The 22049-nt window shown below is 66.1% G+C and carries 21 protein-coding genes; 13 read left to right on the top strand and 8 right to left on the bottom strand.

Features of this window, described 5'->3' with window-relative positions:
• Nucleotides 1–65 precede the first annotated feature (65 nt).
• On the bottom strand, nucleotides 66–953 hold the full coding sequence (gene yddG / locus ABS45_RS08395) for an aromatic amino acid DMT transporter YddG (RefSeq protein ID WP_291554913.1): 888 nt from the start codon (nucleotides 951–953) through the stop codon (nucleotides 66–68).
• 24 nt (nucleotides 954–977) lie between these two features.
• Between yddG and ABS45_RS08390 the strand changes: the two genes are divergently transcribed.
• The 5 genes from ABS45_RS08390 to ABS45_RS08370 are packed head-to-tail and all read left to right on the top strand — an operon-like array spanning nucleotide 978 to nucleotide 5837.
• Entirely contained in the window at nucleotides 978–1100 is a 123-nt protein-coding gene (locus tag ABS45_RS08390) for a hypothetical protein (RefSeq protein ID WP_291554911.1), read from the top strand.
• Nucleotides 1087–2736 carry a thiamine pyrophosphate-binding protein gene (locus ABS45_RS08385; RefSeq protein ID WP_291554909.1) on the top strand — a complete coding sequence of 550 codons (1650 nt, stop codon included), beginning with the start codon at nucleotides 1087–1089 and terminating at the stop codon, nucleotides 2734–2736. Before ABS45_RS08390 ends, ABS45_RS08385 begins: the two co-directional genes overlap by 14 nt.
• A gap of 58 nt (nucleotides 2737–2794) precedes the next feature.
• Complete coding sequence (locus tag ABS45_RS08380; RefSeq protein ID WP_291554907.1) at nucleotides 2795–3628, top strand: isocitrate lyase/phosphoenolpyruvate mutase family protein; 834 nt, start codon at nucleotides 2795–2797, stop codon at nucleotides 3626–3628.
• 50 nt (nucleotides 3629–3678) lie between these two features.
• The gene (locus ABS45_RS08375) at nucleotides 3679–4605 is read left to right on the top strand and encodes a bifunctional enoyl-CoA hydratase/phosphate acetyltransferase (RefSeq protein WP_291554905.1); all 927 of its coding nucleotides are present in this window, start codon (nucleotides 3679–3681) and stop codon (nucleotides 4603–4605) included.
• Nucleotides 4606–4640: 35 nt separating this feature from the next.
• Nucleotides 4641–5837, top strand: coding sequence for an acetate/propionate family kinase (locus ABS45_RS08370; RefSeq protein ID WP_291555208.1), 1197 nt, complete (start codon nucleotides 4641–4643; stop codon nucleotides 5835–5837).
• A gap of 29 nt (nucleotides 5838–5866) precedes the next feature.
• Here the strand turns inward: ABS45_RS08370 and ABS45_RS08365 are convergent, their stop codons facing one another.
• Nucleotides 5867–6631, bottom strand: coding sequence for an alpha/beta hydrolase (locus ABS45_RS08365; RefSeq protein ID WP_291554903.1), 765 nt, complete (start codon nucleotides 6629–6631; stop codon nucleotides 5867–5869).
• Nucleotides 6632–6753: 122 nt separating this feature from the next.
• Between ABS45_RS08365 and ABS45_RS08360 the strand changes: the two genes are divergently transcribed.
• Entirely contained in the window at nucleotides 6754–7773 is a 1020-nt protein-coding gene (locus ABS45_RS08360; protein ID WP_291554901.1) for an LLM class flavin-dependent oxidoreductase, read from the top strand.
• 141 nt (nucleotides 7774–7914) lie between these two features.
• On the top strand, nucleotides 7915–8169 hold the full coding sequence (locus tag ABS45_RS08355; RefSeq protein ID WP_291554899.1) for an acyl-CoA-binding protein: 255 nt from the start codon (nucleotides 7915–7917) through the stop codon (nucleotides 8167–8169).
• 21 nt (nucleotides 8170–8190) lie between these two features.
• Here ABS45_RS08355 and ABS45_RS08350 read toward each other — a convergent pair whose 3' ends face one another.
• The 5 genes from ABS45_RS08350 to ABS45_RS08330 form a co-directional block, all read right to left on the bottom strand.
• On the bottom strand, nucleotides 8191–8538 hold the full coding sequence (locus ABS45_RS08350) for a polyhydroxyalkanoic acid system family protein (protein WP_291554897.1): 348 nt from the start codon (nucleotides 8536–8538) through the stop codon (nucleotides 8191–8193).
• A 40-nt stretch (nucleotides 8539–8578) separates the two neighbouring features.
• The gene (locus tag ABS45_RS08345) at nucleotides 8579–9250 is read right to left on the bottom strand and encodes a TetR/AcrR family transcriptional regulator (RefSeq protein ID WP_291554895.1); all 672 of its coding nucleotides are present in this window, start codon (nucleotides 9248–9250) and stop codon (nucleotides 8579–8581) included.
• Entirely contained in the window at nucleotides 9247–10479 is a 1233-nt protein-coding gene (locus ABS45_RS08340) for a patatin-like phospholipase family protein (RefSeq protein ID WP_291554893.1), read from the bottom strand. The genes ABS45_RS08345 and ABS45_RS08340 overlap by 4 nt, the downstream gene beginning before the upstream one ends.
• A gap of 102 nt (nucleotides 10480–10581) precedes the next feature.
• Nucleotides 10582–11280, bottom strand: a complete 699-nt coding sequence (locus ABS45_RS08335; protein ID WP_291554891.1) for a phasin family protein — start codon at nucleotides 11278–11280, stop codon at nucleotides 10582–10584.
• Nucleotides 11281–11374: 94 nt separating this feature from the next.
• On the bottom strand, nucleotides 11375–12115 hold the full coding sequence (locus ABS45_RS08330) for a hypothetical protein (protein WP_291554890.1): 741 nt from the start codon (nucleotides 12113–12115) through the stop codon (nucleotides 11375–11377).
• Between the two features lie 125 nt (nucleotides 12116–12240).
• Between ABS45_RS08330 and ABS45_RS08325 the strand changes: the two genes are divergently transcribed.
• The 6 genes from ABS45_RS08325 to ABS45_RS08300 are packed head-to-tail and all read left to right on the top strand — an operon-like array spanning nucleotide 12241 to nucleotide 20662.
• Nucleotides 12241–13242, top strand: a complete 1002-nt coding sequence (locus ABS45_RS08325) for an alpha/beta fold hydrolase (RefSeq protein WP_291554888.1) — start codon at nucleotides 12241–12243, stop codon at nucleotides 13240–13242.
• A gap of 59 nt (nucleotides 13243–13301) precedes the next feature.
• The gene (locus ABS45_RS08320; RefSeq protein WP_291554885.1) at nucleotides 13302–14042 is read left to right on the top strand and encodes a helix-turn-helix transcriptional regulator; all 741 of its coding nucleotides are present in this window, start codon (nucleotides 13302–13304) and stop codon (nucleotides 14040–14042) included.
• A complete protein-coding gene (locus tag ABS45_RS08315) occupies nucleotides 14032–15414 on the top strand; it encodes an iron-containing alcohol dehydrogenase (RefSeq protein WP_291554883.1) in 1383 nt (460 codons plus the stop codon). Before ABS45_RS08320 ends, ABS45_RS08315 begins: the two co-directional genes overlap by 11 nt.
• A 21-nt stretch (nucleotides 15415–15435) precedes the next feature.
• Nucleotides 15436–17685: a saccharopine dehydrogenase NADP-binding domain-containing protein gene (locus ABS45_RS08310; protein ID WP_291554881.1), complete on the top strand. Its 2250-nt coding sequence runs from the start codon at nucleotides 15436–15438 to the stop codon at nucleotides 17683–17685.
• Nucleotides 17686–17723: 38 nt separating this feature from the next.
• The gene (locus ABS45_RS08305) at nucleotides 17724–19229 is read left to right on the top strand and encodes a wax ester/triacylglycerol synthase family O-acyltransferase (protein WP_291554878.1); all 1506 of its coding nucleotides are present in this window, start codon (nucleotides 17724–17726) and stop codon (nucleotides 19227–19229) included.
• The gene (locus ABS45_RS08300; RefSeq protein ID WP_291554876.1) at nucleotides 19226–20662 is read left to right on the top strand and encodes an aldehyde dehydrogenase family protein; all 1437 of its coding nucleotides are present in this window, start codon (nucleotides 19226–19228) and stop codon (nucleotides 20660–20662) included. Before ABS45_RS08305 ends, ABS45_RS08300 begins: the two co-directional genes overlap by 4 nt.
• 13 nt (nucleotides 20663–20675) lie before the next feature.
• Here the strand turns inward: ABS45_RS08300 and ABS45_RS08295 are convergent, their stop codons facing one another.
• Nucleotides 20676–21989 carry a D-amino acid dehydrogenase gene (locus ABS45_RS08295; protein WP_291554875.1) on the bottom strand — a complete coding sequence of 438 codons (1314 nt, stop codon included), beginning with the start codon at nucleotides 21987–21989 and terminating at the stop codon, nucleotides 20676–20678.
• Nucleotides 21990–22049: the final 60 nt, after the last annotated feature.

Raw genomic sequence — 22049 nt, 5'->3', positions numbered from 1 at the left:
CGCGGATTTTGGGAGCGCGGCAGCCCAAACGCCTGTCCGATGGGCGACGCACAGGCGCCGGTGGCTCAGGCCGCCCCTTCCCGCGTGCCCAGCCAGCACAAAATCGCACCGCCGCAGACCATGAAGGCGCCGATCCAGAACGGCGCCGCCAGCGGCACCTGCAGCATCACCGCCGCCAGTGCCGCCGACAGCACCGGGATGAAGTACGACGCGCCCGCCAGCAGCGTCACGTTGCCGTGCAGGATGCCCACATTCCAGGCCGCATAGCCAAAGCCCATGGCACAGGCGGCCAGCGCAAGGTAAACGGTGGTTGGCCAACTCCAGTGCATCGCGCCGCCACCGTCCAGCAGGTATTTGGCCCAGAGCGCCAGCGCCGTCAGCATGAAGAACAGCGTGATTGCGTTGCTGCCCCGGGCGATGCGCGCGGTGACGGCGCAATAGGCGGCCCAGATCACGGCCCCGGCAAACGCCAGGCCATAGCTCAGGGGGTTGTCCTGCACATTGGCCCACATGCCGGCCAGATCAATGCCGCGCTCGCCCGCCAGCACCTGCACGATGCCGAGCATGGACACCAGCGCGCCTGGCGCGACCAGCCAGTTGGCGCGCTGGCCGTTGAAGGCAATCGCCGCCAGCAGCGTGAACGTCGGCCAGAGGTAATTGACCATGCCGACCTCGATCGCCTGCTGGCCGGTGTGCGCGTAGCCAATCGAGAGCGACAGACACAGCTCGTAACTCACGAACAGCAGGCTGCCCCAGCACAGATAGCGCCGCGGCATGCGGCGCAGCCCCTGCAGGCCCACGCTGAACACCAGCAGGACAGAGGCACTGGTGTAGATCAGCGCGGCGCCGCCGGTGGCGCCCAGGCCGTCGCTCACGCTGCGGATCAGGCCGACGATGGAGGCCCAGAGAACGACAGCGATCAGGCCGATGAGGGTAGCGGTGCGGTAGGGCATGGGGCGCGATTATTGGCACTTCTGATGAAGCTGTTTCTGCCGCATCGAGCTGCCCTGCGGCGCATGTTGATCCAGAATTCGCCGGGAGCCGCGCTGTCAGCGATCGGTCTGGAAAACAACGCAAGGAGCGAACATGAAAGTCTATGAAGCCATCGCCCACGGATTGTGGGACATGGGGTGCACCGAGCTGTTTGGCGTGCTGGGCGATGGCTGCGTCTACGTCGTGGACAGCTTCCGCCGCGACACCCAGGGCCACTACTTCCCCGCCGTCAACGAAGGCGGCGCGGTGCTGATGGCGCAGGGCTGGGCGCGCGTCACCGGCCGCATCGGTGTGGCCACGGTGACCCATGGCCCGGGGCTGGCCAACACCGTCACCGCGCTGATCGAGGGCGTGAAGGCCGCCACCCCCATGGTGCTGCTGGCCGGCGTGACCCCGGCGACCGACCTGGAGCACGCGCAGCACATCAACCATGTGGAGCTGGTCACCGCCACCGGCGCGGGCGTGGTCAACCTGCGCGGCATCGATACGGTGGCCGAAGACCTGGTGCGGGCGTTTCATCGCGCCTGGACCGAGCGCCGGCCCATCGTCTTCAACATGCCGGTCGAGCTGCAGTGGAAGGAGATCGAATACGAAAAACCCGCGCTGCGCCTGCCGCAAACGCGCAGCGCCATCCCCAGCAGCACCGACATGGACGATGCCATCGGCATCATCGCCTCGGCCCACCTGCCGGTGGTCATTGGCGGGCGCGGCATTGATACCCCCGAAGCCGAGGCGGCGGTGCTGCGTTTTGCCCACCGCATCGAGGCGCCGGTGGCGACTTCCCTGCGCGGCAAGGGTCTTTTCGCTGGCGATCCGTTTCACCTCGGCATCTCGGGCACCGTGAGCCATGAGGTGGCGCTGGACGTGATCGGCAAGGCCGATTGCCTCGTGGTCTTCGGCGCCAGCCTCAACAAGTACACCTCGGGCCACCGCGGCCTGACACGCGGCAAGCGCATCGTCCAGATCAACCCGCTGGCCAGCGAGATCGGCCGCTGCACGCCGGTGACGGTGGGCCTGGTGGGTGACCCGGGCCTGACGGCCGACGCCATGGTCAAGTGGCTGGACGAAGCGGAAATCCCCGGCTCCGGTGCGCGCAGCGAGCATTTGCGTGAGCAGCTTCAGGCCTGGGATGCGCACAAGCGCCAGAAGCTGATGCACAAAACCCCCGCCGGCACGGTGGACCTGTACGAGATCGCCTTCGCGCTCGAAGCAGCGCTGCCCAGGGACCGCGTGTTCCTAACCGATTCCGGCCGCTTCATGTTCGCCTTCTGGAACGTGATCTCGGTGCCCAACCCGCATTCCTATGTGGATTGCAATGGCTTCTCCTCCATCGGCCTGGGTCTGGCCCACTCGATCGGCGCCGCCAGGGCCGCGGGCGAGCGCCCCACGCTGCTGGTCGTGGGCGACGGCGGCTTCACGCTCAGCGGCCTGAGCGAGCTGGCGACGGCGGTGGACGAGCAGCTGGACCTCATCATCGTCGTGCCCAACGACGGCAGCTACGGCGCCGAGCACATCGCGCTGACCGCACACAACATGGACCCCAGCCTGTCGCTGCTGCCGCAGCGCGATTTCGCCCGCATCGCCGAAGCCTTTGGCGCCAAGGGCATCACGGTCACCAGCAGCGCCGAGCTGCAATCGGCCATGCAAGCGATCGCCACGCGCGACCGCAAGCGCCCGATGGTGATCGACGTCAAGGTCGATCCGGCATCCGTCTATGGGGGCGCACCGATTTCCCGCCCCTGAATCCCTTTTGGCGCGCTTCCCACGGCAGCGCTACGATGATCGCGAGGAGGCACCCGCCATGAACCCACCGGAACCAACGCGGCTCGAGGCGCGGCACACGCAGTTTCGCGCACTGCATGCTGCGGGCTGCTTCGTCATCCCCAACCCCTGGGATGTCGGCTCGGCACGCTACCTCGCCAGCCTGGGCTTCAAGGCCCTGGCGACGACCAGCTCGGGGTTCGCCTGGTCGCATGGCGCGCGGGACGGCGCCATGCCGCTTGAAGCCGTACTCGGTTACCTGCGCAGCATCGTCGCCGCCACCGATCTGCCGGTGAACGCGGATTTCGAGAGCGGCTATGCTGATACTCCTGAAGGCGTAGCGCATAACGTAGGTCTGGCTTGCGCTACAGGCATATCCGGCATCTCCATTGAAGACTCCACGGGAAACCCTTACGCACCCCTCATGGAGATCCCGCGCGCCGTGGAGCGCCTGCGCGCCGCTCGCGAGGCGATCGCTGCCAGCGGCCAGAACGTGATGCTGATTGGCCGTGCGGAAAACTTCTTCGTCGGCCGGCCAGACATTGACGACGCCATCGCCCGTCTGCGCGCCTACGACGAAGCGGGGGCCGATTGCCTCTACGCGCCGGGCATCCATACGCACGAGCAGATCACCGCCGTGGTCGCCGCCTGCGCGCCCAAGCCGGTCAACGTGCTGGTGGGCGGCACCAGCGCCTTCAGCGTCGCCGATCTGGCGGCGCTCGGCGTGCGCCGCATCAGCGTCGGCGGCGCTCTGGCACGTGCCGCCTGGGGCGGCTTCATGCGCGCCGCCAGCGCACTCGCCACCGAAGGACGTTTTGACGGCTTCGCAGGCGCCACGGCCGGGCGCGAGCTCAACACGCTGTTTCAGCCCTGACCCGTGCCAGCGGATAGCATCCGGGTTCTTCCTCAAGGACCACGGACCGCATGAGCACCACCCAAGCACCCGCCCTGCGCGAGGGCATCACCCGTCTGCTCAACCAGGTGCACGGCATGGCACCGATGCGCACCGCCGTCGTGCACCCCTGCGATGCACTGAGCCTGGCCGGCGCGCTGGACGCGCGCGATGCAGGCGTCATTGCTCCGGTGCTCGTCGCACCCAAGGCAAAACTCGAACATCTGGCACAAGCAAGCGCACTGGACCTGAGCGGCTGTGAAATCGTCGATGCGCCCCACAGCCACGCAGCCGCAGCCGCAGCCGCGCAACTGGCCGGCAAGGGCGAAGTGCAGGCGCTGATGAAAGGCAGCCTGCACACCGACGAATACCTGGCCGCGGTGCTGGCGCCCGAGGTCGGCTTGCGCACCGAGCGGCGCCTGTCGCACTGCTACGTGATGCAGACGCCCAGCTACCCGCGCCCCTTCCTCATCACCGACGCCGCCATCAACATCGCCCCCACGCTGGTGGACAAGGCCGACATCATCCGCAACGCCATCGCTCTGGCCCAGGTGCTGGGCGTGGCGCTGCCCAAGGTCGCCATCCTCGCCGCAGTGGAGACGGTGAACCCGCGCATGCCGGCCACGCTGGATGCCGCCGCGCTGTGCAAGATGGCCGACCGCGGGCAGATCACCGGCGGCGTGCTCGATGGGCCGCTGGCCTTCGACAACGCCGTCTCGCCCGAGGCGGCACAGGTTAAGGGCATCACCTCGCCCGTCGCCGGGCAGGCGGATGTGCTGGTGGTGCCGGACCTGGAAAGCGGCAACATGCTTGCCAAGCAGCTCGAATACCTCGGCGGCGCCGAGAGCGCCGGCATCGTGATGGGCGCGCGCGTGCCACTGGTGCTCACCAGCCGGTCCGATTCGCGCACCACGCGGCTGGCCTCCTGCGCGATTGCACGCCTGCTGGCAAGCCCATGAACGCCGACATGCCGATGCACCGCCCGAGCAACACCATGAGCGATCAAGGCCCCATCCTCGTCCTGAACTGCGGCTCGTCGAGCATCAAGTTCGCCCTGTTCGATACCGGCAGCACGCCGCTGCCGCGCGCCGCGCTCTACAGCGGCAAGGTGCAAGGCATAGGCCAGGCGCAACCGACGCTGGATGAGTCGGGCCGCGCGCCGCTACCCCTGGTGCTGGATGCCGAGCACCCGACCACCGCCGCGCTGCAGATCATCCTGGCGCGCGTCAATGCGCAGCTGCAGGGCGCGCCGCTCAAGGCCGTCGCGCACCGCGTGGTGCATGGCGGGCAGCACTACTTTGCGCCCACACGCATCACCCAGGCGGTCATCGACGAGTTGCGCGCGCTGATACCGCTGGCGCCGCTGCACCAGCCCTTTCCGCTCAAGGCCATGAGCCTGATCCTGCAACAGCACCCAGCGACGGCGCAGGTGGCCTGCTTTGACACCGCGTTTCACCGTACCGTGCCGCAAGTCGAGCAGATGTTCGCCCTGCCCTGGTCGGCCTGGGAGTCCGGCATTCGCCGCTACGGTTTTCATGGCCTGTCGTACGACTTCATGAGCCGCGCACTGCCCGAGCGCCATGGTGATCTGGCATGCGGGCGCACCATCGTTGCGCACCTGGGCAGTGGCGCCAGCCTGTGCGCGATGCAGAACCTGCAAAGCCGGGCCACCACCATGGGCTTTTCCGCGCTCGACGGGCTGATGATGGGCACGCGCTGCGGGCTGCTGGACCCTGGAGCGGTGATCTATCTGATGCAAGAGCAAAAGCTGAGCACGGACGCGGTGGCCGCCATGCTCTACCACGACAGCGGACTGCTGGGCGTCTCCGGCGTCTCGCCTGACCCGCGCGAACTGCTGCCGCTGGAAGCGGGCAACGAACGCGTACGCGCGGCGCTTGCGCTCTACGTGCAGCGCATCGTGCGCGAGATCGGCGCGCTCACCGCCGTGCTGGGCGGCCTGGACATGCTCGTCTTCACCGCCGGCATCGGCGAGCACAACGACCTGCTGCGCGCGCGCATCTGCGAGCGGCTGGGGTGGCTGGGCGTGCAGATCGACGCGCAGGCCAACGCCCGCCACGCAGTGACGATCTCGGCCGCGGGCAGCCGGGTGAGCGTGGGCGTGGAAAAAACCAATGAGGAGTGGGTGGCCGCACAGCAGACGCTGGAGTTGCTGGCGGCGCAAACCGCCTGAGCCGTGCCCAGGCGGGTTCAACGCTGCGTTCAGGCCGGCACGCCCGAAAGAAATTTCTCTATCACCGTCGCCAGCCACACCGGCGTTTCGTCCATGGGGTAGTGCCCGGCGTTCGCCAACACCTGCAGTTCGGCCTGCGGAAATTGCTGCATCCAGGTGGCGCGCGCCGTCGCCTCGCCCAGCGCCGGGTCATGCTCGCCGGGCAGCACCAGTACCGGCAGCGCCTGGCCCTTGACCTGTTCGACGCAATTGGTCTTGGCCCACGAGGGCAGATAGCCACCGACGGCTTCAGTATCCGAATGCGCCTGGCTGCTGGCCACCATGGCATCCAGCCAGGCGCCGCTCAGGCGGTTGCCGGTAGTGAAATCAATGATGCCGCGGCGCGCCGCCATCACGCTCTCGGCCGAGGTGAAGAGTTGCCAGCCCTGCTCGTCAAAGGGCAGGCCCGAGGCCGGCACTGCGGTGATGCCGACGAGCGCGCGCACCCGCTCAGGCGCACGTGCCAGCACCTGCAGGATGGCTGCACCGCCCATCGAATGGCCGATGAGCGAAAAGCGCTGCCATCCCAAGTGGTCGGCAAGCGCCAGCGCATCCTGCGCGATCTGCTGCACGGTGTAGGGCCCACCCGAGCCGCGCATGCCGCCGTAGCCGCGGTAATCCATGAAGGCATAGCTGAAGGCCTTGCCGTCCAGCTGCCGGGCAAACGGGCCCCAGCCATTCGCATGGCCGAACCAGCCATGCAGCGCAATCACCTTGTGCGCACCGTCGCCGAGGAGAAGATGGGTATTGGGCATGCTCTTGTCTCCGCAAATGATGTATGGGTGGCCTGCATCATACGCAGCCAAGTCTTCATGCAAAACATGGTCGCTACACTGCACCGAACATTGCAGACATAAACGAAAACAGGAGACAAGGCATGCGTTTTTCGATCTTTTCCGTCAACGACCACTACCCGCCGGAAAAATTTCCGGGCTTTACCCGCACCGTCGCCGATATCTACAAGGAGGTCTCCGACCAGGCCGCGCTGGCCGACCAGCTCGGCTACGACACCTTCTTCGTCGCCGAGCACCATTTCCACGAATACGGCGCCATCCCCAACGCCGCCATCATGATGGCGCACCTGGCCAACCACACCCGGCGCATTCGCATCGGTTCGGCGATTTCGGTGCTCACGCTGCACAACCCGCTGGAGGTGGCCGAAAATTTTGCGATGGTCGACGTGCTCTCGGGCGGGCGACTGTTTCTGGGCGTTGGCTCGGGCTACCTCAAGCATGAGTTCGAGGGCTACGGCATCCCGCTGGAAGAAAAGCGCGATCGCTTCGACGAGAACCTGGAAATCGTCACGCGCCTGCTGGCCGGCGAGCGGCTGACCTACCACGGCAAACACAACCACATTGATGCGGTGCAGCTCAATGTGCTGCCACTGCAAAAGCCCCCGATGATCGCCGTAGCCATCCTGCGCCGCGAGGCGGCCTTCCATGTCGGGCGCGCAGGGCACGCCATCATCTCCGTCCCTTATGCCTCGGTCGATGGCTGGGCCGATGTGGCGCAGATCGTGGACGAATTCAAGCGCGGGCGAGCCGAGGCGGGCAAGCCCTATCAGCCGGGCGATGCCGTGGTCAGCCTGCACACGCATGTGGCCGAGACCGACGAACGTGCGCGTGCGCTCGCGGCCGATCCGTTTGATCTGTACGTCAAGACCCGGCTGTATGCCAGGCGCCAGACCTATGACGACATCCTCCAAAGCGGTCTGTCGCTGTTCGGCTCGATCGATCACGTCGTGGACAAAGTGGTTGAACTACACCAGATGGGTGTGGATCATCTGATGACGCAGCATTACTTCGGCGGCCTGGCGCCCGAGCATGTCGCGCATTCCATGCGCCTTTTTGCGCTTGAAGTCATGCCACGCGTGCGCGTCAAGCTCTCAAAATTGTAATTCCAGATTCCAAAAATCACGCCCACCCCGACCGGCTGGCATTCCGATGCTGCCACGCCCCGACTGCGGCAGAATCCGTCTGCGCCTGCCTGCTGAACGGGCCGGCGATTTCACCCCCTACCGCACGCAAGGAGACTTTTCATGGCCACCCTCAAAGCGCAGTTCAAGACCGCCGTCACCAATTCAAAGAAACTGTCCGCGCGGCCGGACAACGCCACGCTGCTGAAAATCTACTCACTCTACAAGCAGGCCACCGAGGGTGATTGCAGCGGCAAGCGCCCCGGTCTGCTCGACCCGGTCGGCCGCGCCAAATGGGATGCCTGGGACAAGCTCAAGGGCACTGGCACCGATGAGGCGATGCAGGACTATGTCGACCTGATTGAATCGCTCGGCTGAAACGCCGCGGGCAGCCCGGGGTCAGGCCTTGGCCCTGGACCTGGCCTTGGGTTTGGGCTTGGGCCTGGATTCGGGCGCATGCTCGCTGAGCAGTTGATCGAGGTTGTCGATGATCTCGCTCTCGATGCGCTGCTTGAACACGCCCATCAGCAGCCCCAGCTGCACCTGCAGATCAAACGCTGAAGCGCTCACCAGCAAGCACCCCTTCAGGCCCGGGCGCTCGAACGCGATGCTGTCCTGGGCCTTGCCCTTGTCGACCGTGCAACGCATGTCAAACTCTTGCTCCACCCGCGCCTGCCACTGCGCCGCCATGCGCCGCGCCTGTGCCATGCCAAGCTGGTGTTCACGCTGAACCTGGATTGCGGGCACTGGGACTCCTGTGGCGGGTGAGGTGGTGACGGGCGTCGCATCAGCGCGGCGGGCTTACCGGCAACTGGTAGAGCTGCATCAGACGGTCCAGCTCTTGCCGCGCATCGCTGCGAACGTAGGGAGCGAGCAACCCCAGCAATTGCCAGGCGCCGCGCACCAGACATTGTTGCGCATGCTCGGGCTGCTCGTCCAGCCGCGGCTGCAGCGCGTATTCAAAATTCAGCCAGTAATTGATGGTGAACACCAGCTGCCCGCTCAGGCGCTCGCGCTCGCTGCCCGAGATATCGATGACGCCATGGCGCTCCAGGCCGCTGACCATGCCCTGCATCGCCTGCTGCTTGCGGTCCAGCAATTGCCTGAATTGCTGCTCCAGATGGCGGTTGCGCGAAATCAGATCGCTGATGTCGCGGTAGATGAAGCGGTAGTCGCGGATATGTTCCAGCCAAGTGTGCAGCAGGAACCACGCGTCCTCCAGGCTGCCCACCTCGGCCGCCGCCTGCGCCAGTGGCTCGACGGCGCGCATGTAGCGCTCCAGCAGCGCATTGGTCAGCTCTTCCTTGGCCGGGAAGTGGTAATAGAGATTGCCGGGGCTGATGCCCAACTCGCTGGAGATGAGCCCGGTGGAGACATTGGCCTCGCCAAAGCGGTTGTACAAGGCCAGCGTCGCCGCCAGGATGCGCTCTGCCGTGGGGTGGGCCTTGCGCGGCTTCATGCGGGCGCGCGCTTGGGTTCAAGCCCGGTCTTCATGGCCGCCTCCAGTGCATCGAGCACCGCATTCAGGCGCGCGGCGGGTGCAGGGCTTTGGAGCATGCCAACCACCAGATGGCGATTTTTGTCGTGCAGCATTTCAGCGTCAAAGCCAATGCCGTGGCGCGCAAACACCTGCGTCAGCCGCACCGCATTCAGGCGCAACCAGTGCCGCGTCTGCTGGTAAGCGTGCTCGGCCAGTTCGCGGCGCTGGCGGTAGCTGAAGGTGTTGGCCAGAAACATCTGCGCATCGCGGTGGTCGGGTTCGAGCAGCACGATGTCGGTGTCGGGATAATCCTGCGCGTAATGCTTCATGCCCAGCTCCAGCCGCGAGTGGATCAGCGAGCGGAAGGTCTGGTTCAGCACCACGGGCAGGCCGCCGCGCACCAGCGGCGGAATGCGCTCGCGCTCCGTCACGCCCTGGTTGGCCAGAAACGGCACCAACGGGTTGAGGCAGATGAGAATGTCCACACCCTGCTCCAGCGCGATCGAGGCGTGCATGGTCTTCTTGAGCGCGCCGTCGGCATAGTGGCGTCCGTCGATTTCCACCGGCGGGAACAGCCCGGGCAAGGCTGCGCTGGCGACGATGGCGCGCGAGATCGGCACATGCTCCCATCCAGGCTGGCCGAACGGCGCGGCATCGCCGCTATCGAGGTCCGTGGCCACCAGCGTCAGGCTGGCCTTGAGCTGGCGGAAATCGTTACAGCGCCCCTTGCGCGTGAGCAGCGCCTCGATCTCGCGGTGCACGGCCTCGTTGTCCAGCAAGCCCGTCGGCAGCGCCGCCCCCAGCGTCTCCAGAATGCTGCCGAGTGAATGGCCTTGCGCGGCCCAGCCCCACAAGCCCTGTGCCAGCAGCCACGGCGCGCGTGCGCTGCGCTGCAGCACCTCGGCCCAGGCCGGGCGCAGCAGCGCGTTCATGTCGAAGTCTTCATCGGCCAGCGGGTCATCGATGAACATGTGGCACATGTCCCGCGGGCGAATGCCGTTGGCCAGACCGGCCGCAATGAAGGCCCCGGCCGACACGCCGATGTAATCGCTGCATTGGTGCAGCTTGAGCCCGTACAGGCACTCATCGAGCGCGCACAACGCGCCAATTTCGTAAATCGCCCCCAGCGGACCGCCGCCCGCCAGCGCCAGGGCCACCCGGGGCTTTGTCATCGGTCGAGCAGGCAAGGCCTTGGCTTTGGTGGGCATGCGCTAGGGTTTCAGATAGACAGACGGCGGCACCAGCGTCGCCGAAAGGCATTCTCGGGGGAGCCGCCGCGCAGGTCAACCCGCGGGTGCTCCCTGCATGGTTCAGGCCTTTTGGACCTCGTCAAACGCCGTCTTCGGCTTGGCTTGCTTGGCAGTGCTCTTTTTGACAGCCGCTTTTTTTGCAGCCGGTTTCTTTGCAGCGGGCGCCTTTGCTGCCGCTTTGGCGCTGGCGGCACGCGCCTGCTTCACGGGTGCCATGACTTTGCCAGTGATGGCCTGGGTCAACTGCACCACACGCTCGTTGAGCTCTTCGATGCGCGAGAGCAGCTGGCCCATTTCGCGCGCCGAGGGCACGCCGAACTTGTCCATCACGCGCTCCACACGGCCTTCAAAAATGCCTTCGAAACGGTCCAGCTTGCCGGCGGCGGTGGCGGTGATGTCCTTGGCGATGGAGTTGATGCGGTCCTGCGCCTTCTGAACGCGCATGCCGGCCAGATCCTGCGCCTTGCGCTGCAGCGACTGCCCTTCCTGGACCAGCGTCTCGAACAACTGCCCCACTTTGCCGCCCTCGGCCTGCGCGTTGGCAAAGGCCGCGAGGCCGGCGGCCCAGATCTGCTGCGCCTTCTCGTTCAGCGGCGCCGGCAGCGGCAGGTTGGCGAAGGGATAGGGCAGCGTCTTCTTGCTGCTCGATGCCTTCTTGCCAGACGCTTTGGAAGTAGTCTTGGCAGCGGTCTTGGAAGCCGACTTGGAAGCGGCGGGACGCTTGCTCGAAGCGGTGGAAGCGGTCTTCTTGGTAGCCATGGAAATCTCCTGTGAGAAAAAGTGGTGCGATGACGGAACTGTAGGGACGACGGCTGTGCTTTGGTAGAGCGTGCAGTCTAGAAAATGAAAAGGCTCAGGCTGCGCCCAGCTGCGACTGCAACCAGGCGCAGGCGGCGGCGCGGTCGCTCTGAAACAGCGTGTCGATCGCTGTCGCTTCGCGCTCGTGCACCAGTGACAGGAAGGCCTGCGGATCGGGCAAGGCGGCAAATGCATCAAAGCCTGCCTCCAAAGTGCGCTGCAGCGCTGCCAGACCCGCAGCCTTGGCGGGCGCACGCATCATGCGCAGCGCCAGCCGCAAGGCCTTCATGCGCGTGAGTCGCGCCAGAGCGTCGCCCAGTTCGGTCACCAGTTGCAATTGCTCGTGGCGTTGTTGCTGCGATCCCGTCTGGCGCCAGCTGCTCACATACCGCTCGACGGACGTGGATGCGGGTGGGCAGGCGCGCCAATGCTGCGCCATCGTAAAGTCCAGCGCTTCCGACAGGCCATGCAGCCGCGCGAGGTTCTCGGCGAGCTGTCCCACATGGTCCGGGAACAAGCGCTCTATGCTGCCCGCAATGCGATCGAACTGCGCGTCGCGCCGGGAAAAATCATGCGGACCGTAGAGCTCGTCGAGGAAGAACTGCGCCGCCGGCCGCATCGGCCCGCCGTGCAGGCAATCGGCATAGGTTGCCGAAAAACGGCGGGACTGAAACTGCTTGATCGCGTTGACGGCATCCCGCAGGCCGTCGTCAGCCGCCTGCGCCCGCAGGCGCTGGATGGCCTGCAGGTCGCGCCGGATCGCCTGGGCGTGGCCGTGCGAGGGGATGGAAGACATGGTGGACGGCATTGAAGGAAGAGAACGCAGACATCATGGAACGCAAGCGCTGCTGCTTGTAGAGTGTCCACTCTAGAGTTGGACCTTGAAAGCCCGCAGGGCACTGACTACGCTACACACCCACCATGCAGCACGCTTCGACGCCCGCCCCAGCCACAGTGTCCGCCCTCGCCCGGCGCGAGATAGGAATGCTGCTGGCCGGGCTGCTTTCTTGCGCACTGCTGCTGCGGCTTTGGCCGCGCACGGCCGGGATGCCCTGGTGGCTGTGGCTGCCAGCGGCGGCGCTGCTGCTGCTGGCCGTGCTCGGGCTCAGCCAGATCCTGCTCATGCTGTGGGCGCGAGCGATCAGCCGGCGCTGCGCAGATCCCACGCCCGCGGTCACCTGGCCCGGCTTCCACGACGCCGCGCTGCGCGAGGCGCGCGCATGCCTGTCGGTGTTCACCTTCGAGCAGGCCTTTCGCTGGCGCGATTACCCCGACAGCCTGCCGGGCGGCGCGCACGACAGCACACAACCCCCGCTGGTGCTGATCCACGGCTATGTCTGCAACCGCGGCATCTGGCGGCGCTGGATGCGCGAACTCACGCACCGAAGATGGCCCTACGCCAGCGTCAACCTGGAGCCGGTTTTCGGCCCCATCGACCGCTACATCCCGCTGGTCGACGACGCCGTCGCGCGCGCCGCATCGCTGGGCAGCGCCAAACCCTGGCTGGTCTGCCACAGCATGGGCGGTCTGGTGGCGCGCGTCTGGGCTGCGGCAACGCCCGATGCAGAGCAGCGCATCGCCGGCATCGTGACGCTGGGCACGCCGCACCGCGGCACCTGGCTCTCCAGGCTGGCGCACACACCCAACGGGCAGCAGATGCGCCAGCACAGCCCCTGGCTGCAGGCCTTGCAGCAGCGCGAAACCGAACAGAGCGAACGCCTGTCGCAGATCCCCCGGCTGAGTGTGCATGCGCAGACCGACCAGATCGTTTTCCCGCCTGCCACAGCCACCTTCCCGTCAGGCAGCAACTGGCTGGTGGCCGGCGTCGGCCATGTCGCCATGGCGCGCGATTTGAAGCTGCTTGCGCGCATCCTCACCTGGATCGGAACCCGCGGCGGCGCAAAAACGGCCGAGTGCCGCTGATTTTGGGTATCGTCACGCTCGGGACACAACAACACCATCGCGCTTGCAGGAGACACACCATGCCCCCATCCGCCAAGAAGCACGTTGCGCAAGACCCGCGCTGGCTGGGCCTGATCCATCAGGCCAAGGGCTGGGCCGGTACCTTTTTGCAGACCGCGGGCCAGCTCACGGACCTGAGCCTGAACGTGACTCAATCGAGCCTGAGCGACCCGAAGAAGAAAGCGGCCGTCGCCCAGGCCGGGCAGCAACTGCGCCAGTGGCGCGAGTCCGCCGGGATGACGCTGGCGGAGCTGGGCACTGCCATCGACCTGAAGGACCCCAGCCTGATCGAGCAGGCCGAACAGGGCAAGGTGGCACTGCCGTTCGAGGTCATCCTGCGCCTGGCGGCGGTGCTCGGTCGGCGCGACCCGCTGTCGCTGGTAATGACGCTCACGCGCAAGTACAACCCCAAACTCTGGCGCGCGCTGGAAGACATGGGCATTGGCCTGCTGGTGGTGCAGGGCTTGCGCGAGCGGGAGCTGGCCAATATCTACCGCGCCAACGATGCGGCGCGCAAGCTCAGCGACGCGCAATTCGCCGAGGTGCTGGAGTTCACCCGCAAGGGCTTTGACATGGCGGTGGACTTCAGCCAGAGCCGCCCCGCGAAAGCGCCGCTCGGGAAGGCGGAAGAACCCGCCGATGCCAAGCCAGCGGCCGCCGCTGCCAAGCGCAAGACCGCTTCACCCCGCGTCAGCACGCGTGCTGCAACGGCGCGCAAAACCCCCTCCAAAACCACCGGAAACCGCAAAAATGCTGCTTGACCTCATCCCGGAATCGGCCCAGAAGGCAGGCCTTGGCGCCTTGATGAAAGGGGCCGGCAAAGTCACCCGCTGGCTGCCCATCCCGCAGCCGACCCTGCTGGTCGGGCCGGATGCGAGCATCCGCCTGGGCCAGGCGATCGCAGGCTTTGGCCACCGCAAGCTGCTCATCGTCACCGACAAGGTGCTGGTGCAGCTCGGCTTGCACCACGGGCTAACCGGGCAACTCACCCAAGCCGGTGTGCAATTTGCCGTTTTCGACGAAATCACACCCGATGCGCCTATCCCGCTGATCGAGCGCGGCATCCAGTGTTACCAGGAAAACGACTGCGATGCCATCGTCGCGATCGGCGGTGGCTCTTCGATTGACGCTTCCAAAGCCATAGCGCTTGCGATCAGCAACCCGGGCAAGCGGCTGCGCCAGCTGGCGGGCTACTTCAAGGGCTTGCACAGCCCCGTGCCCATCTACGCCGTGCCCACCACGGCGGGCACCGGCTCGGAGGTCACCGTCGCCGCCGTGGTGGCCGACCCGGAGCGCCAATCCAAGCTGGTCATCGTCGATACCCGCATGGTGCCGCGCATGGCGGCGCTCGATCCGGTGCTGATGGCGGGGCTGCCGCCCGCGGTCACCGCGGCCACCGGAGTCGATGCCCTGACCCATGCGGTGGAAGCCTTCATCGGCCGCTGGGCCAGCCCGCAGACCGACAGCCTGGCATTGGCGGCCGTCGGCATGATTTTCAAGAACCTGCCCACGGCCTACGCCACGGGCGCAGACCTGCAGGCGCGCGAACAGATGGCGCTGGCGTCCACCTTTGCCGGCATGGCCTTCACGCGCGCCAACGTCGGTTATGTGCATGCCATCGCGCACCAGTTCGGCGGGCGCTACCACACGCCGCACGGGCTGGCCAACGCCATCGTGCTGCCGCATGTCTTGCGGTTTTCCGCGCCCGCCATCGAAGACCGGCTGGCGCTGCTGGCCGAAAAGACCGGCGCAGACCTGCAAGGCCTCTCAAAAACCGAGCGTGCGCAGTCCTTCCTGGATGCGGTCGATGCACTGCTGCACACCCTGAACATTCCCCAACACCTGCAGGCCCTGCGCAAGGAAGACATCTCCTCGCTTGCGCGCGCCGCGCTCAAGGAAGCCCACACCGGCTACCCCGTGCCGCGCTACATGACGCAGAGCCAGTGCGAATCGCTGATACGCAGTCTGCTGCCAGCGGAATCCGGAAAACCCGCCACCGACAAGCCCAAGGCGACCAGGGCCGCCAAGACCACCTCAACCACCTCGGCACCCAAGGCTGCACGCAAACGAACTATAAAAAAGGAAGCTGCAGCCGCAGACCCCAAAAGCGCCAAGGCCATAAAAACATCGTAAACACCCCTCAGGAGACAAAGCATGAAAAAAATCGTCACCGTGTCACTCGGTTCGTCCAGGCAGGATTTCAGCTTCACCACCGATTTCCTCGGCGAGCGCTTCCAGGTCAAGCGCCTGGGCGCGGACAACGACACCACCAAGGCCTGGGAGCTGCTGCGCCGCCACCAGACGAGCGCCGACGCGATGGGCCTGGGCGAGATCGGTGACCACTGGCATGTCGGCCAGAGCACGCTGATCAACGCCGAGACGCGGCGCCTGCTCAACGTCGTCACGCGCGTGCCCGCCACCACCGGCGCCACGCTGCGCCGTCTGCTGCAGGTGCGCGCCGTGCGTCACGTGCAACACGAACTCAGGGACTATTTCAACAACAACATCGTGCTGTTCCTGAGCGGCATGCGCAATTACGACATGGCGCTGGCGCTGTCGGACTACACGCCCAATCTGCAGTTTGCCGATGCGCTCACGCAAACCGGCGCGCCCAAGCTGCTGACCTCGCTCACGCAACTGGAGCTGTACGCCAAGGGGCGCGATCTGGTGCTCTCGGGCAGACCGGGCGAGCTGCTCGAATCGGCGCTGACGGCCTTCAAGAACAACCGTCTGGCCGCGGCCGTGCACAAGTCGCACGTGATCGTCGGCACCTTCCACGAGATCAAGGCGGCGGGCAGCCCCGCCAATCTGGAGGGCAAGACCGTCATCACCTCCGCCGTGGACGACGATCGCCTTGCCTTCTTCAAGCACTGCAAGGTCAACCTGGTGATCGATGTCTCGCCCAAGCTGTTCGAGCATGTGGTGGGCGTGAACGTGATCGAAGCCATGATTCTGGCCAAGCTCGGCAAATCGCCCGAGGATGTCTCCGACGACGATTTCATCGAGATCCTGGATGAGCTCGACCTCAAGCCCCGTCTGCTGCACCCTACCGGCAAATTCCGCGACATCCGCCGCTTTGCTTTCGTGATCCACCCGCTGAGCCAGGAATTCATCCGCAAGGGCCTGCCCATCCCCAAGGCCACGCCCAAGTTCATCATGAACAAGGTCGAGAGCATGGCCGCGCACATGCCGCCCTGGGTCTATTGCAAGATGGAGAACATCGTCTCGCCCACCGGCGCCGAGGCCGAGGGCTGGCTCATCACCGTCGGTGGCACGCCCAGGGAGATGCTCGCGCGCAGCCCGGAGTTCACCTACCGGCGGCTGCTGGCAGCCTCGCGTCTGGCGGAAAAAATGGGCGCGCAAATCATGGGCCTGGGCGCGTTCACCAAGGTGGTGGGAGACGCCGGTGTCACCGTCGCCAAACGTTCGCGCCTGCCGATCACCACCGGCAACAGCTATTCCGCCTCGGGCGCGCTCTGGGCCGCGGCCGACGCGATGAAACGCATGGGTCTGGTGCAGCTTGATCCCAAGAGCAAGAAAGTGATGGCCAAGACCATGGTGATCGGCGCCTCGGGCTCGATCGGCTCGGTCAGTGCGCGCCTGCTGGCAATGGCGTTTGACGAGGTGGTCATCGCCGGGCGCGACATGAAGAAGCTCGAACAGCTCAAGGCCTCCATCCTGCAGGACACGCCCGACGCCAAGGTGGTCTGCGCCACCGACTACGACGCGCTGCTCGGCTCCATGGACATGATCGTCACCTCCACCTCGGGCGCGGGCAAGAAAATTCTGGACATCACCAAGGTCAAGCCCGGCTGCGTCATCACCGACGTGGCGCGCCCGCTCGATCTGCCACCCGAGGAAGTGGCCAAGCGCCCGGACGTGCTGGTGATCGAATCGGGAGAAATCGAGCTGCCGACCAAGGTCAAGGGCCTCAAGAGCATTGGCCTGCCGCCCAACGTGGTCTACGCCTGCCTGGCCGAGACCATCGTGCTGGCGCTGGAGGGGCGCTTCGAGGTCTTTACCGTCGGGCGCGATACCGAATGGGAAAAGGTCAAGGAGATCTACAAACTCGGTCTCAGGCACGGCATGAAGCTCTCGGCCATCTCCGGCGTCAAGGGCATGTACACCGATGAGGACATCGCCCAGGTGGTGAAGCTGGCGCGCAAGGCGCTCAAGACCTGGGGCGGGGCAACGCCCGCCACGCCCGTGGCACCCGCGCCGCGCAAGCGCGCTGCCGCTCCTGCCAAGAGCAAGGCGCTGGCAAGCCCTGCGGCCAAGAAGGTGGCTGCAGCGCGGCGCACCAAAGCGACTGCACCCGACGCGGTGTCCAAGGGCGCCTCCCCCGCCGCCAAGGCGCCGGCCAAAAAAGCCGGCCGCCGCACGCCAGCCGCCACGGCGGTTTGAAACCCCTTGGGCAGGCATGACCCCGGAGACACAGCACCATGACACACAAGCGCCTCAACCCGGTGGATCTCGCATGGCTGGTGACCGATTCGCGCGTCACGCCCAACCATGTGGGCGGGCTGCTGATCTTTCAGCTGCCGGCAGACGCACCACGCGACTATCTGCGCAGCATGCTGGCGGAGTTTCGCGCGCATCAGGCCTTTACCCCACCGTGGAATCTGAAGCTCAAGTCCGCCCTCACGATCAATCCACTGGCCTGCTGGGTGGAGGCCGACGAGATCGACCTCGAATACCACATCCGCCATGCCGCGCTGCCCTGGCCCGGCGGCGAGCGCGAACTGGGCGAGCTCGTCGGGCGCCTGCAGAGCACGCCGATCGATCTCACGCGCGCACCCTGGGAATGCACGCTCATCGAGGGCCTGGAAAACGACCGCTTCGGACTGTTCGTCAAGATGCACCATTCGCTGATCGACGGCGTGAGCGGCATGGCGATGCTGCAGCGTGCCATGTCAACCAGCCAGAAGGCCAGCTTCAAACAGCCGCCGTTCTGGGACCAGAGCGCGGCGCAGGGCGAGCGGCGCGAGAAAAAGGAGCGGCCTGCGCCCTCGATGGCACAGGTGATGGCGTCCGCGATGAAAGCGCTCAACCTCGGTGCCGCGACACTGCCTCATCTGGCGTCGGCCTTCGGCAAGATGATGCGCCGCATCGGCGACCCGTCCGAGGGCCTGGCCGTGCCGTTCAACACGCCGCAATCGCTGTTCAACGGCCGGGTGCACGAAAAGCGCCGCTTTGCCACGCAGCAGGTGCCGCTGGCGCGCATGCGGGCGGTGTGCGACGCCACGGGTGCCACGCTCAACGACGTGGTGCTGGCGCTGTGCGGCGCAGCACTGCGCCGCTTTCTGATCGAGCGCGATGCGCTGCCAGAGAAGCCGCTCACCGCCGGCATTCCGATTTCCGTGCGCCCCAGCGATGACGACGGCACGGGCAACGCGATCAGCTTCATCGTCGCCACCCTGGGCACCGACATCGAGGATGCGCGGCTGCGCCTGCAGGCCATCCAGGCCTCCACGCGCGAGGCCAAGGCCCATGTGCAAAGCCTGCCGCGCCAGGCCATGACGCAATACACCATGTTGCTCATGGGGCCCACCATCCTCACCATGCTGCTGGGCCTGGGCGGGCGCGTCCGCCCGATGTTCAACATGACCATCTCCAACGTGCCCGGGTCCGCCAAACCGCTATATTTCCGCGGGGCCGAACTGCTGGCGATTTATCCCGCCTCCATCGCCACCCACGGACAGGCGATGAACATCACTTGCTGCAGCTACAACGGCCAGATGGACTTCGGCTTTGTCGCCTGCCACACCTCGGTGCCCAGCATGCAGCGCATCGCCGTCTACCTGGGCGAAGCCATGAACGAGCTGGAGCAGGCCTTTCGCCCAAAGAAAGCGACACCCGCCAAAAAGACCGCGCCCGCCGCAAAAACAGCGACGCGCCAACGCGCGCCGCGCAAAAAGGCCGCGGCCATCCAGACCGACACCCCATGACGATTGCCTGCGATACCCACGACCAGCACCTGGACCGACTGCGCGAGGATTTCGACCTCAAGCACGCTGCCACCCGCTCCCAACCCGAAACCCCGCTGGCCCTGCGCCGCGACCGCCTGCGCCGTCTGCGCACGCTGGTGCAGGACAACGCCCAGGCGCTGAGCCAGGCCGTGCAGCAGGATTTCGGCATGCGCTCGGCCGCGCTCACCGAGATCGCCGACCTGTTCGTGCTGCGTGCCATGCTGCACCAGCTGGACAGCCATCTGGCCGAGTGGATGCAGCCTCGGCCGGTGGCCACGCCCTTCTACCTCAAACCCGCCAAGGCCTATGTGATGCGCCAGCCGCTGGGCGTGGTGGGCGTGATGTCGCCCTGGAACTACCCGGTGCAGCTCGCCCTCGGCCCGGTGGCCACGGCGCTGGCCGCCGGCAACCGCGTGCTGCTCAAGCCCAGCGAGCACACGCCTGCCACCTCCGCCCTGCTGGCCAAGCTGATCCACAGCCATTTTTCCGACGAAGAACTGAGCGTGCACCTGGGCGGTGCGGCGATGGCGCAGGCCTTTGCCGCCCTGCCCTTCGATCACCTGGTCTTCACCGGCTCCACCCACACCGGGCGGCTGGTAGCGCAAGCGGCCGCGCGCAACCTCACGCCGACGACGCTGGAGCTGGGCGGCAAGTCGCCCTGTGTGGTCGATGCCTCGGCAACCCTCAACGATGCGGTGCTGAAAATTGCCCACGGCAAGCTGCTCAACGCCGGGCAAACCTGCATCGCGCCCGACTACCTGCTGCTGCCCAAGGCCCGGCACGAGGCCTTCGAGCACGGCATGCGCGAGGCCGTGGCGAGGCTCTTTCCCGGCATTGCCGACAACCCGGACTACGCAGCCATCATCAATGGGGCGCAGCTCGACCGCTTGCAAACGGCCGTCGAGGAGGCACGCAGCCGCGGCGCCCGCATCGTCGACATCGGCCCCGGCAATCCGGGCGACAGCGCCTCGCGCCAGCTCAGGCCGCTGCTGGCGTTCAACGTGCCCGAGGACTGCGCGCTGATGCAGGAGGAAATCTTCGGCCCCATCCTGCCCGTTCTCGCCTGCGAGAGCCCGGCCGACGCGATCGCCTACATCAACGCGCGCCCCCGGCCGCTGGCGCTGTACTGGTTCGGCCAGGATGCCAAGGCGCAGGAACGCATCCTCACGGGCACGGTGAGCGGCGGGGTGTGCATCAACGACACGCTGATGCACTTCGCGCATGAGAACCTGCCGTTTGGCGGCGTCGGCCACAGTGGCTGGGGCGCCTACCATTCAGAAACCGGCTTTGCGCGCCTGAGCATGGAAAAGCCGGTGTTCACCCAGTCGCGCTTCAACGTCGGCGAGGTCTTCTACCCGCCCTATGGGCCGAAGTTCGAGCAGATCATGGCAATGATCAAGCGCTTCGTTTGAGTGCGCGAGCGAATCAGGCGTGCAAAGGCCTGTGGCCCGCCACCACCAAGCGGTTGCCACTATCGTTGTCGTAGCGGCCAAGACCCAGGCCGGAGGTCGAGATATCGGGCGTGTGACCGAGCGCGATATCGGCCAGCAGCTTGCCCGAGCCGGCCGCCATGGTCCAACCCAGCGTACCGTGGCCGGTGTTGAGCAGCAGATTGGGTATGCGCGTGGCGCCCACGATGGGCGTGCCATCGGGCGTCATGGGGCGCAAGCCAGTCCAGAACTGCGCGGCGGGCAGGTCGCCGCCGCCGGCAAACAGCCCTTGGGTGACCATCTCCAGCGTGGCGCGGCGCTGCGGATTGAGGCGCAGATCAAAACCACCGAGCTCCGCCATGCCGCCGACGCGGATGCGCTCATCGAACCGCGTGATCGCGATCTTGTAGGTTTCATCCATCACGGTGGAGACCGGCGCGCGGCTTTCGTCCACCAGCGGGATGGTGAGCGAATAGCCCTTGACCGGGTAGACCGGCAGATCCAGCCCCAGCGCATGGGTCATCGCGCGTGAATAGCTGCCCAGCGCCAGCACATAGCGATCGGCGGTGAGCACTTCGCCCGCCTCACCTGCCAGCCGCACGCCGCTGATCTGGCCACGGCGCCGTTGCAGCTCGGCAATCCGAACGCCAAAGCGAAACTTCACACCCAAGGCCTTGGCCTTCGCGGCCAACTCGGTGGTAAAGCGCTGGCAATCGCCCGTTTCGTCGCCCGGCAACTGAAGGCCGCCGATCAGGCCCTTGGCATGCGCCAGTGCCGGCTCGTAATCCGCAAGTTGCGCCGGATCGGTCATCAGGCGATACGGTACGCCGCATTCGTCGAGCACCTCGGTATCGCGGTGCGCTGCCGCCAGTTGCTTGGCCGTGCGAAACACCTGCAGCGTGCCTTGCGTGCGCTGCTCATACGCAATACCCGTGTCCTTGCGCAACTGGCGCAGGCAGTCGCGGCTGTACTCGGCGATGCGCGTCATGCGCTCCTTGTTCACAGCGTAGCGCGCGCTGGTGCAGTTGCGCAGCATCTGCGCCATCCAGCGCAGCTGAAACAGCGAGCCATCGAGCCGTATGGCCAGCGGCGCATGCTTCTGGAACATCCACTTGAGCGCCTTCAGCGGAATGCCGGGCGCGGCCCAGGGCGTGCTGTAACCAGGCGAGACCTGACCGGCATTGGCAAAGCTGGTTTCCAGCGCCACGCCGTCTTCGCGTTCGATCACCGTCACATCCGCCCCGGCGCGCGCCAAGTAGTACGCCGTGCTGACTCCGATCACGCCACCGCCCAATACCAGAACTTTCATGATCTGCCTCCACCGGTTTGGATCACCTTGATCTGCTGAAAGTTTAGGCAAGACGACGCA

The organism is Comamonas sp. SCN 65-56, assembly GCF_001724135.1.
Taxonomy (GTDB): Bacteria; Pseudomonadota; Gammaproteobacteria; order Burkholderiales; family Burkholderiaceae_C; genus Comamonas_C.
Note: the sequence above shows the minus strand (reverse complement) of the source record. Positions and strands in the feature narration are given on the sequence as shown.

Coding starts and splice junctions, on each gene's coding strand:
- yddG (WP_291554913.1), bottom strand. CDS start 953: ATGCCCTACCGCACCGCTACCCTCATCGGCCTGATCGCTGTCGTTCTC.
- ABS45_RS08390 (WP_291554911.1), top strand. CDS start 978: ATGAAGCTGTTTCTGCCGCATCGAGCTGCCCTGCGGCGCATGTTGATC.
- ABS45_RS08385 (WP_291554909.1), top strand. CDS start 1,087: ATGAAAGTCTATGAAGCCATCGCCCACGGATTGTGGGACATGGGGTGC.
- ABS45_RS08380 (WP_291554907.1), top strand. CDS start 2,795: ATGAACCCACCGGAACCAACGCGGCTCGAGGCGCGGCACACGCAGTTT.
- ABS45_RS08375 (WP_291554905.1), top strand. CDS start 3,679: ATGAGCACCACCCAAGCACCCGCCCTGCGCGAGGGCATCACCCGTCTG.
- ABS45_RS08370 (WP_291555208.1), top strand. CDS start 4,641: ATGAGCGATCAAGGCCCCATCCTCGTCCTGAACTGCGGCTCGTCGAGC.
- ABS45_RS08365 (WP_291554903.1), bottom strand. CDS start 6,631: ATGCCCAATACCCATCTTCTCCTCGGCGACGGTGCGCACAAGGTGATT.
- ABS45_RS08360 (WP_291554901.1), top strand. CDS start 6,754: ATGCGTTTTTCGATCTTTTCCGTCAACGACCACTACCCGCCGGAAAAA.
- ABS45_RS08355 (WP_291554899.1), top strand. CDS start 7,915: ATGGCCACCCTCAAAGCGCAGTTCAAGACCGCCGTCACCAATTCAAAG.
- ABS45_RS08345 (WP_291554895.1), bottom strand. CDS start 9,250: ATGAAGCCGCGCAAGGCCCACCCCACGGCAGAGCGCATCCTGGCGGCG.
- ABS45_RS08340 (WP_291554893.1), bottom strand. CDS start 10,479: ATGCCCACCAAAGCCAAGGCCTTGCCTGCTCGACCGATGACAAAGCCC.
- ABS45_RS08335 (WP_291554891.1), bottom strand. CDS start 11,280: ATGGCTACCAAGAAGACCGCTTCCACCGCTTCGAGCAAGCGTCCCGCC.
- ABS45_RS08330 (WP_291554890.1), bottom strand. CDS start 12,115: ATGTCTTCCATCCCCTCGCACGGCCACGCCCAGGCGATCCGGCGCGAC.
- ABS45_RS08325 (WP_291554888.1), top strand. CDS start 12,241: ATGCAGCACGCTTCGACGCCCGCCCCAGCCACAGTGTCCGCCCTCGCC.
- ABS45_RS08320 (WP_291554885.1), top strand. CDS start 13,302: ATGCCCCCATCCGCCAAGAAGCACGTTGCGCAAGACCCGCGCTGGCTG.
- ABS45_RS08315 (WP_291554883.1), top strand. CDS start 14,032: ATGCTGCTTGACCTCATCCCGGAATCGGCCCAGAAGGCAGGCCTTGGC.
- ABS45_RS08310 (WP_291554881.1), top strand. CDS start 15,436: ATGAAAAAAATCGTCACCGTGTCACTCGGTTCGTCCAGGCAGGATTTC.
- ABS45_RS08305 (WP_291554878.1), top strand. CDS start 17,724: ATGACACACAAGCGCCTCAACCCGGTGGATCTCGCATGGCTGGTGACC.
- ABS45_RS08300 (WP_291554876.1), top strand. CDS start 19,226: ATGACGATTGCCTGCGATACCCACGACCAGCACCTGGACCGACTGCGC.
- ABS45_RS08295 (WP_291554875.1), bottom strand. CDS start 21,989: ATGAAAGTTCTGGTATTGGGCGGTGGCGTGATCGGAGTCAGCACGGCG.